The 19173-nt window shown below is 33.6% G+C and carries 16 protein-coding genes; 10 read left to right on the forward strand and 6 right to left on the reverse strand.

Annotated elements, in window-relative coordinates; all coding sequences use genetic code 11:
• Positions 1-35 precede the first annotated feature (35 nt).
• From B4N66_RS12705 to B4N66_RS12725, 5 genes are read left to right on the forward strand one after another with little or no spacing between them, the layout of a single operon-like run.
• Positions 36-2456 carry a YfhO family protein gene (locus B4N66_RS12705; protein ID WP_291095217.1) on the forward strand — a complete coding sequence of 807 codons (2421 nt, stop codon included), beginning with the start codon at positions 36-38 and terminating at the stop codon, positions 2454-2456.
• Between the two features lie 33 nt (positions 2457-2489).
• On the forward strand, positions 2490-2657 hold the full coding sequence (locus B4N66_RS12710) for a hypothetical protein (protein WP_291095218.1): 168 nt from the start codon (positions 2490-2492) through the stop codon (positions 2655-2657).
• A complete protein-coding gene (locus B4N66_RS12715; RefSeq protein WP_291095219.1) occupies positions 2654-3121 on the forward strand; it encodes a nucleotidyltransferase in 468 nt (155 codons plus the stop codon). The genes B4N66_RS12710 and B4N66_RS12715 overlap by 4 nt, the downstream gene beginning before the upstream one ends.
• A gap of 29 nt (positions 3122-3150) precedes the next feature.
• A complete protein-coding gene (locus tag B4N66_RS12720) occupies positions 3151-4443 on the forward strand; it encodes a glycosyltransferase family 4 protein (RefSeq protein WP_291095305.1) in 1293 nt (430 codons plus the stop codon).
• A 25-nt stretch (positions 4444-4468) separates the two neighbouring features.
• The gene (locus B4N66_RS12725) at positions 4469-5932 is read left to right on the forward strand and encodes a lipopolysaccharide biosynthesis protein (RefSeq protein ID WP_291095220.1); all 1464 of its coding nucleotides are present in this window, start codon (positions 4469-4471) and stop codon (positions 5930-5932) included.
• Between the two features lie 346 nt (positions 5933-6278).
• Here the strand turns inward: B4N66_RS12725 and B4N66_RS12730 are convergent, their stop codons facing one another.
• On the reverse strand, positions 6279-6896 hold the full coding sequence (locus tag B4N66_RS12730; protein WP_291095221.1) for a hypothetical protein: 618 nt from the start codon (positions 6894-6896) through the stop codon (positions 6279-6281).
• Between the two features lie 480 nt (positions 6897-7376).
• Positions 7377-10169, reverse strand: a complete 2793-nt coding sequence (gene uvrA, locus B4N66_RS12735) for an excinuclease ABC subunit UvrA (RefSeq protein WP_291095222.1) — start codon at positions 10167-10169, stop codon at positions 7377-7379.
• 351 nt (positions 10170-10520) lie between these two features.
• On the opposite strand from uvrA, the gene B4N66_RS12740 reads away from it, so the two are divergent.
• A complete protein-coding gene (locus tag B4N66_RS12740) occupies positions 10521-11108 on the forward strand; it encodes an RNA polymerase sigma factor (RefSeq protein ID WP_291095223.1) in 588 nt (195 codons plus the stop codon).
• 277 nt (positions 11109-11385) lie between these two features.
• Here the strand turns inward: B4N66_RS12740 and B4N66_RS12745 are convergent, their stop codons facing one another.
• Both B4N66_RS12745 and B4N66_RS12750 read right to left on the reverse strand, forming a co-directional pair.
• Positions 11386-13518 (reverse strand): T9SS type A sorting domain-containing protein, encoded by a 2133-nt coding sequence (locus B4N66_RS12745; RefSeq protein ID WP_291095224.1) that lies wholly within the window; start codon positions 13516-13518, stop codon positions 11386-11388.
• 108 nt (positions 13519-13626) lie between these two features.
• Positions 13627-14292 (reverse strand): endonuclease III domain-containing protein, encoded by a 666-nt coding sequence (locus B4N66_RS12750; RefSeq protein ID WP_291095225.1) that lies wholly within the window; start codon positions 14290-14292, stop codon positions 13627-13629.
• A gap of 358 nt (positions 14293-14650) precedes the next feature.
• Here B4N66_RS12750 and bcp point away from each other — a divergent pair, with 358 nt between their 5' ends.
• The gene (gene bcp, locus B4N66_RS12755; RefSeq protein ID WP_291095226.1) at positions 14651-15103 is read left to right on the forward strand and encodes a thioredoxin-dependent thiol peroxidase; all 453 of its coding nucleotides are present in this window, start codon (positions 14651-14653) and stop codon (positions 15101-15103) included.
• Between the two features lie 83 nt (positions 15104-15186).
• On the opposite strand, the gene B4N66_RS12760 is transcribed toward bcp, so the two are convergent.
• On the reverse strand, positions 15187-16650 hold the full coding sequence (locus B4N66_RS12760; protein WP_291095306.1) for a TonB-dependent receptor: 1464 nt from the start codon (positions 16648-16650) through the stop codon (positions 15187-15189).
• 94 nt (positions 16651-16744) lie between these two features.
• Between B4N66_RS12760 and B4N66_RS12765 the strand changes: the two genes are divergently transcribed.
• The 3 genes from B4N66_RS12765 to B4N66_RS12775 are packed head-to-tail and all read left to right on the forward strand — an operon-like array spanning position 16745 to position 18525.
• The gene (locus B4N66_RS12765) at positions 16745-17509 is read left to right on the forward strand and encodes an MBL fold metallo-hydrolase (protein WP_291095227.1); all 765 of its coding nucleotides are present in this window, start codon (positions 16745-16747) and stop codon (positions 17507-17509) included.
• 4 nt (positions 17510-17513) lie between these two features.
• Entirely contained in the window at positions 17514-17999 is a 486-nt protein-coding gene (locus B4N66_RS12770; protein WP_291095228.1) for a hypothetical protein, read from the forward strand.
• 34 nt (positions 18000-18033) lie between these two features.
• Positions 18034-18525, forward strand: coding sequence for a hypothetical protein (locus tag B4N66_RS12775; RefSeq protein WP_291095229.1), 492 nt, complete (start codon positions 18034-18036; stop codon positions 18523-18525).
• Between the two features lies 1 nt (position 18526).
• On the opposite strand, the gene B4N66_RS12780 is transcribed toward B4N66_RS12775, so the two are convergent.
• Positions 18527-19171, reverse strand: a complete 645-nt coding sequence (locus B4N66_RS12780) for an alpha/beta hydrolase (RefSeq protein WP_291095230.1) — start codon at positions 19169-19171, stop codon at positions 18527-18529.
• Between the last annotated feature and the right edge of the window lie 2 nt (positions 19172-19173).

Consider the following 19173-nt stretch of genomic DNA (forward strand, 5'->3'; position numbering starts at 1 on the left):
CGCTTAAATTTACATTGATTTTATAAAAACTTAGAATGAAATATTTTCAGAAATTTCTTCCGCATCTTTTAGCATTTTTTGGTTTTGTGATTCTTTCACTGGTTTATTTTTATCCGGTTTTGCAAGGCAAACAAATTTCGCAATCCGATATTGTGCAATATACCGGAATGGCAAAAGAACAAAACGATTTTCGAGCAGAGTTTGACGAAGAACCTTTTTGGACAAATGCAGCTTTTGGTGGAATGCCAACCTATCAATTAGGAGCAAAATACCCGCATAATTATGTGAAATCTGTTGATGGTTTTTTGCGTTTTCTTCCTCGTCCAGCTGATTATTTGTTTTTATATTTCCTAGGTTTTTATATTCTTTTATGTGTTTTAAAAGTTGATCCACTCAAAGCGTTTTTTGGAGCATTGGCTTTTGGATTTTCCACTTATCTTATTATTATTTTAGGAGTTGGGCATAATGCCAAAGCTCATGCCATTGCTTATATGCCAATGGTTGTAGCGGGAGTTTTACTTGTTTTTCAAAAACGATTTATTGTTGGTGGATTGCTTACGATGGCAGCTGCAGCTCTTGAAATTCAAGCGAATCACTTTCAAATGACGTATTATTTATTGTTGTTGTTAATTGTGATTTCCGTTTATTACATTTATAAATTAATCAAAGCGAAAGAGTTTAAAAATATTGGAATTGCTTTTGGAGTTTTTGCTATTGCCGGACTTTTAGCGTTAGGAGCAAATGCCACAAATTTATTGGCTACAGCCGAATATACCGAGTTTAGCACCCGAGGTAAAAACGAATTAACCATTAGTTTAGAAGGTGAAAAGTTGGAGAATAAATCTGGGATGACGTATGAATATATCACCGAATATAGCTATGGAATTGCCGAAAGTTTTAACCTAATTGCTCCTCGTTTATTTGGTGGAGGAAATTCTGAAAAACTCGGAGAGAATAGTGCTTTATATGAAATGTTTATTGGTTTAGGTGCTCCGGAATCTCAAGCTCTTGATTTTGCAAGTAGTGCACCAACTTATTGGGGAGACCAACCCATTGTTGCTGCTCCGGCTTACATTGGAGCGGTAGTTTTCTTCCTTTTTGTATTGGCAATGTTTACTGAAAAACGCAAATTGAAGTATGCGTTTTTAGTTGGAGCCATTTTTTCATTGATGTTATCTTGGGGCAAAAACTTCCCAATCCTAACCGACTTTTTTATTGATTATTTTCCGTTGTATAACAAATTTAGAGCGGTTTCTTCCATACAAGTCATCTTAGAATTATGTATTCCGGTTTTAGCAGTTTTAGGATTGTATTCGTTTTTTAAAGTAGAAAAAGAAGAACAATGGAAAGCACTTTGGAAGTCGTCTGCAATTGCATTAGGCGTCTTAGCTATGCTATTTGTATTGAAAGCAATGTTCAGTTTTTCTGCAGAAAGTGACGGTTATTTCAGACAAGCGTATGGCGAAATTGGTCAACCTTTTGTTGATGCATTAAAGGAAGACAGACGTTCAATGTACACCTCCGATTTACTTCGTTCTATGGGATTCATTTTAGTAGCTTTTACTCTTTTTTGGTTGTTTATCAAAGAAAAATTGTCACAAACTCTTGCGGTTATTTTAGTTGGAACATTGATGGTTTTAGATTTATATGTGATTGATAAAAATTATGTGAATGCTGATGATTTTGTAAATGCAAGACAAGTCAATCAACCTTTTCAACCTACTGAGGCTGATTTAAAAATTTTAGAGGATAAAGATCCAAACTTCCGTGTTTTTGAACCTTCGCAAGGAATGGCAGGAGGTAGAACTTCCTATTTTCATAAAGCGATTGGCGGCTATAGTGCAGTAAAACCGCAACGTATTCAGCAATTATACGATTATCAAATTGCGAACAATAATATTCAAGTTCTGAATATGTTGAATGTCAAATATGTTATTCAAACCACCGAAGAAGGTCAGCCTATTCCACTTCAAAACCCAAATGCAAATGGAAATGCATGGTTTGTGAGTAATATAAAAACCGTTAAAAATGCGGATGAAGAAATTCGTGCTTTGGATAGTTTAGATACTAAAAATGAAGCGGTTGTTGACAAAGAATTCATGAAATCGGTAAGTTCAAAATCGTTTGTAAAAGATAGTTTGGCAACCATCACATTAGAGGAATACAAACCGAATTATCTAAAATATACTTCTCAAAACAGCAATAAAGGTTTGGCTATTTTTTCAGAAATTTATTATCCAAAAGGATGGAAAATCACAATTGATGGAAAAGAAGCAGAACAGATTAGAGCCAATTATGTGTTAAGAGCGTTAGAAATTCCGGCAGGAAAACATACTATTGAATTCAAATTTGAACCGGATGTAGTGAAAACTGGAAGTTCAATTGCTTTGTTTAGTTCAATTGGAATGTTGCTGTTATTAATTGGTGGAATTTATTTTGAGACTAAGAAAAAGTAGCGTAATATTAGATTTTCTTATAATGATAGTAATATGAAAGAATCCCATATAAATAAAGAAAATAGGAAAGAAAAAGAAGTAAAAAGAATTGAGGAAATAAAAAAACTCTCTTATGCTCAACGACTTGAAAATTTCTTAAAGTTAATGGAACTTTCTTATGCTTTAAAGAATGCACCTAAAGTTTATCCAGATAAAAAATGATTGAAGCGATAATAAATATTTGGAAAGTTTTTGAAGTAAATAATGTAAAATATATTACAATTGGTGGTTTTGCTGTCAATATTTATGGCTATACGAGAAACACTGGTGATTTGGATATTTTAATTGAAGACTCATTAGAGAACAGAAAAAATTTAAGAAAAGCTTTTATTGAAATTGGAATTGGAGATTTTGAATCAATAGAAACTATGCAATTTATTCCAGGTTGGACAGATTTTACTTTGTTTTTTGGTTTGCGATTAGATGTGATGACTTCAATTAAAGGTCTAGAAAATGTACCTTTTGAAGAATTATTAGAAAAAGCAACTAAAGTTATTATGGGAAATGTTGCTGTAAATTTTATTGATTACGATAACCTAATTATCGCAAAAAAAGCAACGAATCGATTAAAGGATAAATTAGATTTAGAGGAATTAAATAAAATCAATAATCCAGATAAAGAGTAAAACAAAAAAAAACTTTAACCAAAAATAAGCTGAAAACAGAAGCACAAAAAATTTTAGTCATTACCTACTACTGGCCGCCAGCCGGTGGTCCCGGTGTTCAACGTTGGCTAAAATTTGTCAAATATCTACCGGATTTTGGGTATGAACCGCACGTTTACATTCCCGAAAATCCAACCTATCCAATAGTTGATGTAAAATTATTAGAACAAGTTTCAGACAAGGCAATCATCATCAAAAATAAAATCAAAGAACCGTACCGTTGGGCTTCATTTTTATCTAAAAAAAATACTAAACAAATAAGTTCCGGAATCATTCCAAGTAAAAAGAAACAATCTTTGATTGAAAAGCTAATGCTTTGGATTCGCGGAAATTTTTTCATTCCCGATGCTCGAATTTTATGGGTGAAACCTTCAGTTGTTTTTTTGAAAGACTATATTGAAATACATCAAATAGAAACAATTATTACAACCGGTCCGCCACACAGTTTGCATTTAATTGGTTTACAATTGAAAAAGCAAAGTAATGTCAAATGGATTGCTGACTTTCGAGATCCGTGGACAACCATTGGCTATCACAAAGAATTGATGCTCAATGAGAAATCAGAGAAGAAACACAAAGAATTAGAGAAAAAAGTTCTCGATTCTGCCGATAAAATTATTGTTACCAGTCCGACAACAAAAAGCGAATTTTCTAAATTAACTTCAAAACCAATTGAAGTAATTACAAATGGTTATGATGTGGAAAAAGTTACTAAAACCGAATTAGATGAGAAATTTTCCATCGCTCACATCGGTTCGTTTTTATCCGACAGAAATCCGAGAATTTTGTGGAAAGCATTAAAAGAATTAGTCAAAGAAAACAAAGAATTTGCTGCTGATTTTCAATTGAAATTGATTGGAAAAGTGAGTAAGGATGTTTTGGAAACGATTGATGAATTCAAGCTGACTAAATTTGTTACTAATTTAGGATATCTTTCGCATGATGAAGCAGTTGTTCATCAACGAACATCACAAGTTTTGTTATTAATTGAAATAGATTCTGAAGAAACCCGTTGCATCATTCCCGGAAAATTGTTTGAATACATGGTTTCTGATCGTCCGATTATTGCAATTGGACCTAAAGCATCCGATTTTGAAGAAATTATAAAAGAAACAAACACCGGTCAGTTTTTTACATACGATGAAAAATGGAAATTAAAAGAAGCTATTTTTGCTCAATATCAATTGTATAAGCAGAATAATTTGAAAGTATATCCAGTAGGTTTGCAATATTACAGCAGAAAAAATTTAACTGAAAAGTTGGTAAAAACCTGTTTAGAATAAAAATCAAACAATCCAATCATCCAAAATGGGAATCGTACTTAATCAATCCATCAAAAACACCATCATTACCTTTATTGGTTTTGCTATTGGTGCTACGAATGCATTGTTTATGTACACTCATTTTTTGGGAGAAGATTATTATGGATTAACCGCATTTTTACTTTCCTCAGCCAATATTATGATGCCATTGATGGCGTTTGGAATTCAAAATACATTAGTGAAATTTTATTCCGAACATAAATCGGAAGAAGAAAAATCCCGTTTTCTGAATTTAGTTTTGGTTTTGCCTTTCGTTATAATTATTCCAATTTTCTTGATTTTGTTTCTGTTTTATGGAGAAACTGCCAATCTACTTTCCCAAAAAAATCCAATTATTCACGATTACGTTTGGATGATTCCGGTCATCGGATTATTCATGGGTTATTTCGAGATTTTTTATGCGTGGGTCAAAGTGCATCTGAAATCCGTTTTTGGCAATTTTGTTAAAGAAGTTTTACTTCGTGTATTCATCAGCATTTTTCTTTTTGCTGTATACTTTGATTGGATAACCAACGTGCAATTTGTGTATTGTTTGGTGTTTATTTATTTTACGATGATGGTTATTATGGGATTGGTCGCTTTTTCTGTGCGAAAACCGCAATTTCATTTGAAGTTTCCAAAGGAAAAAAGAGAAGTCATTGTTTATTCTGCTTTTATCATATTTTCCTCCAGTATCGCGGTACTTTTGTTGGATATTGATAAATTTATGATTGGGCAATATATTCCAATTAATGAAGCGGCTTATTATTCGGTTGCGATTTTTATTGCATTGACGATTTCTGTTCCCATGCGGGCGATGCACCAAATTACGCATCCGATTACGACCGATTTAATGGCGAGAAAAAAGCATGACGAATTGAATGATTTATACAAAAAAACGGCCATTACTTTGCAAGTAATCGGCGGATTTATCATGTTGGGAATTCTAACCAATATTCACCAAGTCTATGCGTTATTGCCTGAAAAATATAGTGGTGGAGTAGCGGTGGTGTTTTTGATTTCCTTTTCTAAATTCTTTGATTTGATGTTGGGAAACAATAATTCCATCATTTTTAATTCAAAATATTACCGAACGGTTTTGTTTTTAGGATTGTGTTTGGTGGGATTAACCGTTAGTTTGAATATGTATTTTATTCCGAATTTTGGTATTGAAGGAGCAGCCATTGCTACTTTAATTTCTATTGGATTATACAGTTTAGCCAAATTTTTATTTGTGGTTTTTAAAATGGATTTGTTTCCGTTTACCAAAAAAACAATTGTTTCATTGGCAATTATTGCCATAACTTTTGTTGTCTTTTATTTCTGGAATTTTTCCTTTCACCCGATTCTCAATATTTTATTAAAATCGCTTTTAATTGTCGTATTCTATTGGGGTTTGAATTACAAACTAACCATTTCTGAGGATATTAATGGTGTGATGGATAAAGTTTTGATGAAAATAAAAAGATAAATTGAATTGTCTTTATTATTTTTCAAAAAAACAAAAGAGAATTTAATGAACGACTATTTTATCACATTTAAGTTAGATACAAATTTCTTCCTAGTACCAACCTGCATGAGGGATTGAAGAGGAAAGCCCACAGAGAAGCCGGAGCTTGCGTAGGTGGAACGAGGACTTGGAACGAAAAGCCCGACCCTTGTGGTCATGCCCAAAAAAATTAGAAAATAGAAGAAAAGACTATCCAAAATAATAAAAAAGAGAAAGCCCTGCTACTTGGGGATTTTCGCAGGACTTTCTTCAACCAAACTTAACCAAACTTTTTAATCTAACTAACCAAACTCAATTTTTTATTTACTTATTTTTTGTCTTTAACCAACGCTCGTGTTCCATCTGCTTTGTAGTAGTAGTAACTGTTGTCGTTGTAGGTGTAACCGCTGTTATAGTTTTCTGAACTTCCGTAGTAGGTGTTATGGGCGTAACCATAATTTCCTCTTGTAAAATTCACTTGACCAATCGTGCGGGTGATCATTCCTCTGTTGTTATATACAATTTGCATGCCACCAATTTGAGAGAGTGCAAAACGGTTGTATCTCATATAGACAGTTCCGATACGGCTTACGCGGTTTCTGTTGTCGTAGTTAATGAAGGTGTTGCCAACGCGACGAACTCTTCCAAAACTATCGTGCTCAATCCGAACTCCGTAATTCACGGCTACTGCGGTGTTTCCTCGGGTGCCTCCTCTGCGGTAGAAGATGCCTCCTTGACTGTCTTGTGGACGAGTGTTGAAATCGAAATCACCGTTTAAGAATACAAAGAACTCGATACCTCGCTCCATGAATACAATTGGTTCTGCGTCCATGTAATTTGAGTAAGCAACATTTCTTTCAAAATCAGAAAAAGTGGTTTTTTCTGCTGCTAAAGCCAAACTTCCAACCAGTAAGTTTGCGGCTACTAAGAGGGTAATTTTTTTCATGACACATTCGATTTAAACTTTTTGCTTACTCTTGAGTTTTTCAGCTTTCACTAAAAACTGATTTGTTTCAGTTTCTTGTTTAGTTATTTTCAATTGCTGTGCCAAAAATGAATTTTGTGTTGTGAATGAGTTGTTAATGATTTTTAAGTAGTTGTTTTTTTAGTGTTTTATAGAAGAAAGAAGCAAGAAGCAAGAGACAAGAAAGGGAGAACACAGATTTTAAAAATTTGAGAAATTAGAAAAATCAAACCGATAACAGAGAACTGATAACGGACTTAGAAGCGAATGGTTCGGGCATTTTCAGCCATCCATTTTCCCGCTTTCCGTTGCAATCTCGCCAAAAGGCGAGGATTTCCACTACAATCGGGGCTAGAAAGTAAACAAATCGCCTACTTGGAAAGTTTTCAGTCGCAGTTTTCAGTCGCAGTTTACAGACAACAGAGAACAGAGAACAGAGAACAGAGAACAGAGAACAGAGAACTACTTCAACTTCTCCTTCAAATATTTCCCCGTAATCGATTTTTTGTCTTTTGCCACTTCTTCCGGAGTTCCGAACGCCATTAATTGTCCGCCATTTTCGCCACCTTCCGGACCAATGTCGATGATGTAATCGGCACATTTAATTAAGTCCAAATTATGCTCAATTACGATGATTGAATGACCTTTTTCGATCAAAGCTTCAAACGAAGCAAGTAATTTTTTGATGTCGTGAAAGTGCAAACCGGTGGTAGGTTCATCAAAGACAAAAAGAGCTTTGTCTTTGGTTGTGCCTTTTACTAGAAAGGAAGCGAGTTTAATTCGTTGAGCTTCTCCACCCGAAAGAGTAGAAGAGGATTGACCCAATTGCACATAACCCAAACCAACATCTTGAAGCGGTTTCAATTTCTGAATGATTTTGGTTTGCTTTTGTTCGTCAAAAAAAGCAACGGCATCATCGATGGTCATTGTCAAAATGTTATCGATATTTTTTCCTTCAAATTGTACTTCGAGTATTTCTTTTTTGAAACGTTTTCCGCCACAGGTTTCACATTCCAAATGAACATCGGCCATAAATTGCATTTCAATGGTTACTTCGCCATCGCCTTTGCAGGTTTCGCAACGACCACCATCAACGTTAAACGAAAAATGTTTCGGTAAATAACCACGAATTTTCGAGAGTTTTTGTTTCGTAAACAAATCCCGAATATCATCGTAGGCTTTGATGTACGTCACCGGATTAGAACGAGAACTTCGCCCAATCGGATTTTGATCTACATATTCAATGTGTTTAATATGCGAGAAATTGCCTCGCAATTCAGTGAATTGTCCGGCTTTATCGCTCACACCTTCTAATTTCTTTTGTAAAGCAGGAAACAATATTTTTTTTACTAACGTACTTTTCCCACTTCCGGAAACGCCGGTAATCACGGTTAAACAATCCAATGGAAAGTTCACGTCGATGTTTTTTAAATTATTTTCACGAGCTCCTATAATTTCGATATGATTCTTGAATTTCCGTCTCTTTTTAGGAACTTCGATTTCTAATTCGCCGTTTAAATATTTAGCAGTTAAAGAATCAGCTTTTAGAATTTCGCTAAAATCTCCTTCGGCAACTAAATGACCACCGTGTGTTCCGGCTTCGGGACCAATATCGATGATGCGGTCGGCGGCTTTCATTATGTCTTCGTCGTGTTCAACAACGATTACTGTATTTCCTAGGTTTCGTAGGTTTTTCAACACTTCAATTAAACGTTCCGTATCTTTTGGATGTAATCCGATGCTGGGTTCATCCAAAATATACATCGAACCCACCAAACTACTTCCTAACGAGGTAGCCAAGTTGATGCGTTGCGATTCGCCACCGGAAAGGGAAGCGGAATTTCGGTTTAACGTTAAATAATTCAAACCCACTTCATCTAAAAATTTAAGTCGGTTATTAATTTCAATCAACAATCGTTTTGCAACTTTTTGATCGTATTCTGAAAGTTCTAATTGTTGAAAAAAGACAATTAGATTTTTTATCGGTAAATCAACCAATTCAGAAACGGTTTTGTTGCCTACCTTAATATAATTGGTTTCTATTCGTAACCGTTTTCCTTTACAAGTCGGACATTTTGTTTTTCCTCGGTAACGAGAAAGCATTACGCGGTTTTGAATTTTATAATTTTTTTCTTCTAATTCTTTGAAGAAATCGTGTAATCCGGTAAAGTATTTATTTCCGTTCCAAATCAACTGTTTTTGTTCCTCTGTTAATTGAAAATACGGTTTGTGAATCGGGAAATCAAATTTGTAAGCATTGTTCACTAATTGATCACGATACCATCCCATACTTTCGCCTCGCCAAGGGAAAATAGCATTTTCATAAACAGATAAAGCGGTGTTCGGGACAACCAATTCTTCATCAATTCCAATAATATTTCCATAGCCTTCACAAGTCGGACAAGCTCCGTACGGATTATTAAAACTGAACAGATGCACGTTTGGTTCTAAAAAAGTGATACCGTCTAATTGAAAATTGGTGCTGAATTCAAGTCTTTTTTGTGTAGCTACTTCTTGCACATAACATTCGCCTTTTCCTTCATAAAAAGCGGTTTGAACGGCGTCGGCTAAACGATTTAAGAACTCTTCATCGTCTTTCACCACGATTCGGTCTATGATTAGCAGAATGTCTTTATTGTCTAAAGAGTGTTGTTCTAATTCATCCAAACGAATCATTTCATTGTCAACCAAAATCCTAATAAAACCTTGTTGAAGTAACACTTTCAATTTGTCTTCCAATGCTCTTCCTTCTTCCAAATGAATAGGAGCGAGGAGGAGCCATTTGCTTTCGGGTTCAAAGGAAGTAATGATTTTCACAACATCCGAAACGTTTTGTTTTTTTACTTCTTGACCGGAAACAGGTGAAAAAGTCTTTCCAATACGAGCAAAAAGCAATTTCAGATAATCATATATTTCTGTTGAGGTTCCAACTGTCGAACGAGCGTTTGTGGTGTTCACTTTTTGCTCGATGGCAATGGCGGGAGCAATACCTTTAATATATTCCACTTTCGGCTTGTCTAATCTTCCTAAGAATTGACGAGCATAAGACGACAAACTTTCCACATAACGTCGCTGACCTTCGGCATACAACGTATCAAAAGCCAAACTCGATTTTCCGGAACCCGAAAGTCCGGTGATAACCACTAATTTATTTCGCGGAATCGCTACATCAATGTTTTTAAGATTGTGTAGTTGTGCTCCTTTAATTAGGATATTTTTCTTGGGTTCGAGTAGGGCAAATTCTTCTGGTGTCATAGCAAAGTTGAAAGAATCGCAAAGATAGTGATTTGAAATTTCAATTAAAAGGTTGGGATTTTCTATTTTTTGTGGAATCAGGACTTTACTTTCACAGAAGTTACGCCTGATAGGTTTCTGAAACCTGTAAGCTATAAAAAAACATCTTTTTTATGCAAAATATGACTAATTTATTATGGTTTTCCACATTTATTGCATTTTGAATGTTAAAATTTCAATTAAAATTTGTTTGTTCAAATAAAATTGTGTTACATTTGGCTAATAATTAATCTTTATTTAACAACTGCTTATAGGAAAAAAATACTTTTTTAGAAAATTTAGTTCAAAACACGAAATTAAAAAGGTATTACTATGGCTACTGTTAATCAACTCCCAGACGCTTTATTGGTTAAGAATTACATTGCTGGTGATGAGCAATCGTTGGCTATTCTTATAGAAAGACATCAATCAAAAATTTACGGATTTATCTATTCCAAAATTGCAGATCGCGATATTACTGATGATGTTTTTCAAGATACTTTCATTAAAGTAATTAAAACTTTAAAATCAAACTCATATAACGAAGAAGGTAAGTTTTTACCTTGGGTAATGCGAATTGCTCATAATTTAGTTGTCGATCATTTCCGAAGAAATAAAAAAATGCCAATGCAACGCGAAACAGAAGAATATTCTATCTTTTCGTATATGAGCGACAATTCTATGAATGTGGAAGGCCGAATGATTACTGATCAAGTAGAAAGTGATTTAAAACGTCTTTTGGAAGAATTACCAGCCGATCAAAAAGAAGTATTGATAATGAGAATGTATCAAGATATGAGTTTCAAGGAAATCGCCGATTTAACCGGAGTCAGCATTAACACCGCTTTAGGCAGAATGCGTTATGCTTTAATGAATTTGAGAAAAGTAATCGAAAAAAATCAAATAATTTTAACCAATTAAACAATATTTGGAAAAGTCTTTCGTTGTAGATTAAAACAAACATATTTTATCTATGGCAAAACTTTACACTAGAAAAAAGTTAGCGACTCCAAAGATGTTACCTAAAAAAGAAACTATAAGTTTTTTGCTCAACTACTCCAAGGCACTGAGCATTGTTAAAGTAGGTAACATGTCTTTCGAAACTATTGCTAACTAAAAGGAACATCCCGATTAAAGTCGGGATGTTTTTTTTTGAATTCTTTTAAAATTATATTTTTTATAAAGCGATTTTAAAAAATTAATTCTTTATGAGTTTGTATGTTGACTTACTGTTTTCAGTGGTAATGATGATGAAATAAAAGCCATTATTAAGATAACTTATATCAATTGGTTTAAAATTTTCCACAGTTCCTTCCGTTAATTTCTTACCGTTGATAGATACTATTTCATATGTAGAATTAACTAAATTTTCCATAGAGATAGTTACGATTGATGATGCAGGATTAGGAATTATTTTAAAGTTATTTCTAAAATTTTCTGTAATAGATAAAGGAGCAAATTGTGTAGTAACTGTATTTGTGATGATAGGAGGATTAAAATCAAAATAAATATCTGAAGACGAACTGGCAATATCACCAATTGAAAAGTTGTTTTTCAATTTAATTTTGTAAAGCATCCAACCGTTACTTAATTCGGGCTCAATTTCTTCATAAGGTAAATTTATATCTGGAAAAGTATAAGTTAATTCATTACCGTTTCTAATTTCTATGTTTGCATTATGACTTTCTGCAATCGGAGTAAAAGTTGTCCAATCCAGATTAGCATCTAATATTTCTTTGATAATGACAAATGTGGCATTTGCTGTTCCTGAATTTTGAAAGCGAGTTAAGTAAGTTAAATATTCATTCGCCTGACTTTCTTCTATATAAGCACCTTCTAAAACTGTTTTATCATTCGGATCAAACGAACTAACAACAATTTGATTGATCACTTTTGTGTTATTTATTGGTGTAACATCACTAGCTATGGGATTAACAATAGCAGTGAAAGTAAGTATATCGTTCATAACAACAGTTGGTGGAGTAAACACAGAGAAAGTAACAGGAATTGATCTTATTTCAAAAGGAAGCAGATTGCTAAAATTCCATTCTAAAGATGAAGTATTCACATTATCAGGACTTGGTGCTGAATTATTAAACGTTAATTTAGTTCCATCAAATGATAATGATACTGTTCCATTCATAACAGTTGTCCCATTGTTTTGGTAAAAAATCATGTAATTGGCAGTAAACCCCGGAATTGCATCATTAATATTTGTGAATAAAATTGATAAATCATTAATGCTTGTGGTACTTGAAATACAAAAATTTTGGTTATTATAGTTTACTGATGCAGCATTAGTAATAGAATTGACACTACGCGTTGAAGGATTTGATGTAAAATTAGCAGGAAGATTTTCTAATGTAGTAATGGTGTATGATTCATTAATATTTGGAATATTTATGGAATAATCCCCATTTGTATTGGTAAACGTTCTATAATTCAGACTACTTGTAATAGCCTTAACTGTTCTTCGTGGAAAATTTAGACCATTAGCACAATTATCATTATTTAAATTGAATTTAACGTTTCCACTAATTATATGAGGCGGAAGTGGAGTTATTGAAACAATAGAAAATTCATTATTAGGATTTGGACAACCTGAACAATTTTGACCGTCAAAATAGAAAAATTGACTTTGACCACAAGAGTCAAATCCTTCACCATAGGCTGTGTTATAAACGTATCCAAAATCTATTTCTTCTTGAGTGATGTAGTGTATTCCGGTTGCTGTATTACCCGATATTGTTACGGTTGCATTATTGTCAATTATTTCTGATAATTCATAACCCATATTGAAATCGGTATAAATAGTATAGGTGTAATTTATAACATCACCAACATCAACTATTGAATTATTGTTTAAATCCTGATATACCCCCGACTGTGAACCATACATATAATCATCAAAATAGGCATATGTATATTCGTTTAGTTCATAAAAATCTGCATAGTTAGGGTTTGAGTAAGATCCCGGATCAGCAGACATATCATAGACGTAACCACCCGTCTCAGTTTCAGCTTCTGCGATTGCCTCCAAAAATAGTACACAATCTAAATAGTCAAATGAAATCCCTACGAGTAAAATTGGTGTTTCTTCACCAATTTGTAATGTTTCGATATTTGTTTCAAAATAAACTTCTGGTGAATTTGAATATACATAGATATTAGTTAATACTTCGTCTCCAAGATTTTTTACTTTTATTTTAGCTAAACCAGCTTCATAAACTAATAAAACCCCAATTCTTGGTTCGTTAATAGAACTAATGTTATCCTTTGCATTGGCAAATGAAAATAAAGCAATAAAAAAAAATAGTAAAATTTTTTTCATAAGTTTTAAAAATTTGGTTATCAATTAACAAACTTAATTAAATTATATGTGATATTTTTTTAAATTTTAAAATAATTTATAATTTGGAAGCAAGCTTCATTTTCATCATCAATCATTCCCTTTTCTTACTTTCTCAAACTCCTTCAAAACCGACTTCCTTCCAATCGTTTTCGTAATCACATCTTTCTCCAAACTCCAACCTCTTGCGGGTGAATATTCGCGTCCGTACCAAATAATTTGCAAGTGCAAATCGTTCCACAATTCTCTCGGAAAAATAGCTTTCGCATCGCGTTCCGTTTGCACGACATTTTTTCCATCCGATAAATTCCAACGATACATCAATCGATGAATGTGTGTATCCACCGGAAAAGCGGGTACACCAAATGCCTGACTCATCACTACACTCGCCGTTTTGTGACCCACAGCCGGAAGTTCTTCCAACGCTTCAAAACTTTGCGGAACCAAACCATTGTGCTTTTGAATCAAAATTTCTGATAAACCGTGAATTCCCTTCGATTTCATAGGTGAAAGCCCACACGGACGAATAATTTCCTTAATTTCTTCCACACTCATTTTCACCATATCATACGGATTATCGGCTTTTGCAAACAAAAGTGGCGTAATTTGATTCACCCGAACATCCGTGCATTGAGCCGAAAGCAATACCGCAATCAGCAAAGTGTACGAATCTTTGTGGTCCAAGGGCACAGGAATCGATGGATATAAGTCATTTAACGTATTTATAACAAATGTTGCACGCTGTTTCTTCGTCATTTTCGTAATTTTATGATTGTAAATTTATACTATTAATTTTTATGTGCCTAATCCAGCTTTCCGTTCCAAGTTTTATTTCACAAAGCTGTTTTTGTTAAGTCCAAAAAGAGCTTCCTTTGGTCGCTTTTTTAGCCTTACAAAAACTAGCTTTCTTCAATAAAAGCTTTCCACTGCAATCTGGGGCAAGAAAAAGAGATTGTTAGATTTTTAGATTGTTAGAAAAAAAATTATTAGATTTTTTGATTTTCAGATTATTAGAAAAACAGATTATTAGATTTTCACATCTTCTAAAAATCCAACAATCGAACAATCCAAAAATCGAACAATCCAAAAATCAAATAATCTAAAAATCCAACATATGACAACATTAGAAAAAGGCGACAAAGCACCCAATTTTTCAGCAAAAGATCAAGACGGAAAAGTTCACACCTTATCCGATTACAAAGGAAAAAAATTAGTGGTTTTCTTCTATCCAAAAGCCAACACGCCGGGCTGTACCGCCGAAGCTTGCGATTTACGTGATAATTTTGCCCGTTTCGAAGCCAACAATTATGCACTTTTAGGCGTGAGTGCCGACAATGCCAAAGCACAATCAAATTTCAAAAACAAATACGAATTCCCATTTCCGCTTTTAGCCGATGAAGACAAAGCAGTCATTCAAGCCTTTGGTGTTTGGGGACCCAAAAAATTTATGGGCAAAGAGTACGACGGAATTCATCGCACCACATTTGTAATCAACGAAAACGGAATTATTGATGAGGTTATCACTTCTGTAAAAACTAAAGCTCACGCAGAACAAATTTTAGGATAAAAAACTAAGTAATTTTAGCGACAAATTCCACTAATTCACACAAATTAATTCGTGAAATTAGTGGAATTCGTGGCTTTTATCTTTTAATTCGTTGGTTCTTCAATTTTTGGTTTGGAGTCGTAGCCAAATAATTTATCTTTTTTAATTATTTCGGCAACACCTTTTGGCAGCATTTCTTCCCAACCTTCGGTTCCTTTAGCAATCATTCTCAACACGTGACGAGAATAAATTTCCAAGTTATTTTGGTTGGCAATTTCAATATCGACCACTTTCCCGTTGAATTTAAAGAATTTGTATAATTCTTTCATTCTCGGATGTACTTTTAAGTTTTCAGAATTGACGATTTCACCATTTTCATCTTTCATTGGATATAGGAAAACTTTCAAATCACGGTAGAATAATTTACCAAAAGCTTCCAAAATTCCACCACTTAAATGACGGTAATATTTTTCATCAAAAATATCCACTAAGTTGTTGACACCCATCGCCAATCCCATTCTGGCTTTCGTGTAACTGGAGAAATATTCAACCACACGATAGTATTCTTGGAAGTTCGAAATCATTACATATTGACCAAGTGAACAAAGTAATTCGGCACGATCCATAAAATCACGTTCATCAATTTCACCTTCCGAACGTAAATTGGAAAGTGTAATTTCAAAAATAACTAACGTATTATCGGCTTCAACTTTGTTTTCACACAAAAACATCTCAAGCGATTTTTCATACATATCCATATTCACACGAGTTACCGGGCGAAAACTTCCACGAAGAGCTAAAATGTTTTTCTTGTATAAAATTGAAGCAGGAAGAATATTATTTCCATCAGGGCCAAACATTACGGCATCGGTCATTCCGTTTTTAACCAATTGTAAACTCATCAATCGATTGTCAACATTGGCAAATCGAGGACCGGAAAAGTTAATCGTATCAATTTCTAACTGATCTTTGTCTAAATGGTCATATAAATATCGCAATAATTTTTTAGGATCATTGTATTTATAAAACGCACCATAAATTAAGTTCACACCAAGAATACCTAGAGTTTCTTGTTGTAATCGAGCATCATTTTCTTTAAAACGAATATGAAGAATGATTTCGTTATAATCTTCGTCCGGTTCAATTTGGTATTTCACACCAACCCAACCGTGACCTTTAAATTGCTTTGCAAAATCAATGGTTGCTACGGTATTTGCATAACTGAAAAACATTTTGTTAGGGTGTTTTACACGATCCAAACGTTTTTCAATTAAATCTACTTCGTGGGAAAGCATTTTTTTCAAACGACTTTCAGTTACATATCTACCGTCTTTTTCAATACCGTAAATCGCATCACTAAAATCTTTATCATATGCAGACATCGCTTTTGCAATCGTTCCGGATGAGCCTCCCGATCTAAAAAAGTGACGCACAGTTTCCTGTCCCGCACCAATTTCTGCAAAAGTTCCGTATATATTTTCGTTAAGGTTGATTCGCAGGGCTTTATCTTTTATCGAGGGAATTTGTTCAATCGCTCGATCACCTTTAAGTTTTATTTCCATCGCAATTCTTTCCATAATCAGTAATAGTTCAATGCAAAGTTAACAAATATCATACCGTAATAAAAGATAAATAGTGCTATTTTTGTGAAAATTTAACGTCTTGAAGGTTTATTTTTTAGGCACGGGCACATCACAAGGAATTCCTGTAATCGGGAGTAATCATTCTGTTTGCAAAAGTTCTGATTCTAAAGACAAACGTTTGCGAGTTTCGGTATGGATTTATGACAAAGACTATTCATTTGTGATTGATTGCGGACCTGATTTCAGACAACAGATGTTAACTTCCGGTTGCACGAAGTTAGATGCTATTCTTTTTACGCACGAACACGCCGATCATACTGCTGGATTAGACGACATCAGACCATTTTTTTTCAAGCAAGGTGATATTCCAATTTATGCTCATCAAAGAGTAATTCAAAATTTGAAAAAACGTTTTGATTATATTTTTGAAACGGAAGATAGATATCCTGGAGCTCCTTCTGTAGCAGTTCATGAAGTAATTCCAAATCAAAATTTTTCAATCGCTCAAAAAAAAATTATTCCAATTGAGGTGATGCATGGAAACCTTCAGGTATTTGGATATCGCATTGATAATTTTGCTTATTTAACGGATGTAAAAACCATTGCAAAAAGTGAACTTGAAAAACTGAAAAATTTAGATGTATTGGTTGTCAATGCCTTACGTGAAGAACCTCACAGCACACATTTTAATTTGGAAGAAGCATTAAATTTCATAGCTTTGGTCAATCCGAAAAAAAGTTATTTGACGCACATTAGTCATCTGTTGGGATTTCATCAAGAAGTACAACAAAAATTGCCAAAAAACGTTTATTTAGCATACGATAACTTAGAAATTTCAATTTAATAAAATGAAAAAATCATTATTTCTCTATTTGTTCATTGTCAGTGTTTTAATGACAGTTTTTACTTTTATGTATTATAGTAAAAAAGTAAAATTTGAAGCAGAACGATTTGAAAATTTGAAGACTAAGATGAATGACACAATTCAAACACTTAATAATCAGATTTTTGATGCAAATTATTTTACGCTTCGAAATAATGACAATGCTCAAAATTATTTAGAAGATTATTCTATTGAAAAATTAATTCCGAAAATTGAAGCCAATTTAATGGAATTAAACGATAATCCGGAAGGAAATCCGTTGGTTGATTTTGGTAAAATTGATGATAGAAAATTTATCATTAATAAAATTGAAGTATTAAACCATCGTTGGATTATTGCCGATTTCAGTAACGGAGATCTTTGGGGTGAAGTATTGTTGCAGTATTTCATTGAAGAAGATGAATCATTAGATTTTAAAATTATTCAGTCAACATTGTATCCAAAACAGTAAACTTTTGTATATTTAAGTCCTTAATTTTTTTCCTATGAAAAATTGTTTGCTTTTAGCTGTATTGGTTTTGAGTTTTGTTTCCTGCAAAAAATTTGATCAGGATGTAGAACCTGAATTGCTTAAAAAGCAAACGTTGTTAGACACAATTACCAGCATCGACAAAGATGAAAATGGTTGTTTGGATGGAGCTGGTTATTTTTGGTCAACATTGAATAAAGAATGTATAAAAATCTATGAATCGGCAATCACTTTATATCCTCAGGATAATCAAAATAATGAGGATGAAACAAAAAATGCCTACATTGTTTTTGGTGAGAATGGAGGAAACGAAGCAGAAATATTTCTTCCTAATCAAGTGAAATCAGTAATTCTTATTCGTCCCGAAGAAGGCCAACCTTGGAAATTTGACGAATGGCAGCTCATTCCGTGGAAAGGATTTGTACTTAAAAAAGGAGAAGATATTTTATTTGCCGGCGATGGAGGTGTTGGACCAAAAATCACCGGAAGCGATAAAAACGAGGATTAATTTACTTATTTTCTTCCAACCAATTCCTAAAATCATAAAAATTTTGTGGAGCAACTCCGTGACCAACGGGATATTCTTTATACACAAATTTAATTCCTAATTTTTCTAAAACCGGACTTGTTTTTCTTGCCCAATCCACCGGAATTACCTGATCAACAGTTCCATGTGAAGCAAATATTTTTAAGTTTGAGAAGTCATTTTGCTCAAAATTCTCTTTCGCCATGTCGGTATTCAAATAACCACTCATCGCAACAATTTTTGAAACTTTTTCCGGATAGGATAGGGCGATAGCATAACTCAAAATAGCTCCTTGACTGAATCCGATTAAGGTGATTTTCTCCTTATCAATTGGATATTTTGCAACCAATTCATCTATAAAATCAACGATTAAATCTCTCGATTGTTTGGCTTGATTTATATCGGAAAACTTAGTGTCGTCTGCATCAAAATTGATAGCATACCAAGCATAGCTTCCGTACATTAAATCATGCGGAGCTTGTACCGAAATCACATAATATTCCTCCGGAAGTTCTGATGCAAATGAAAATAAATCTTCTTTATTACTGCCATAACCGTGCAATAAAAGTAATAAGGGATTTTTTTCTTGAATTGTTTTTGGCTCTCGAATTAAATACTGTAACGACATAA

It is taken from the genome of Flavobacterium sp. UBA2787, assembly GCA_002352205.1.
GTDB lineage: Bacteria > Bacteroidota > Bacteroidia > Flavobacteriales > Flavobacteriaceae > Flavobacterium.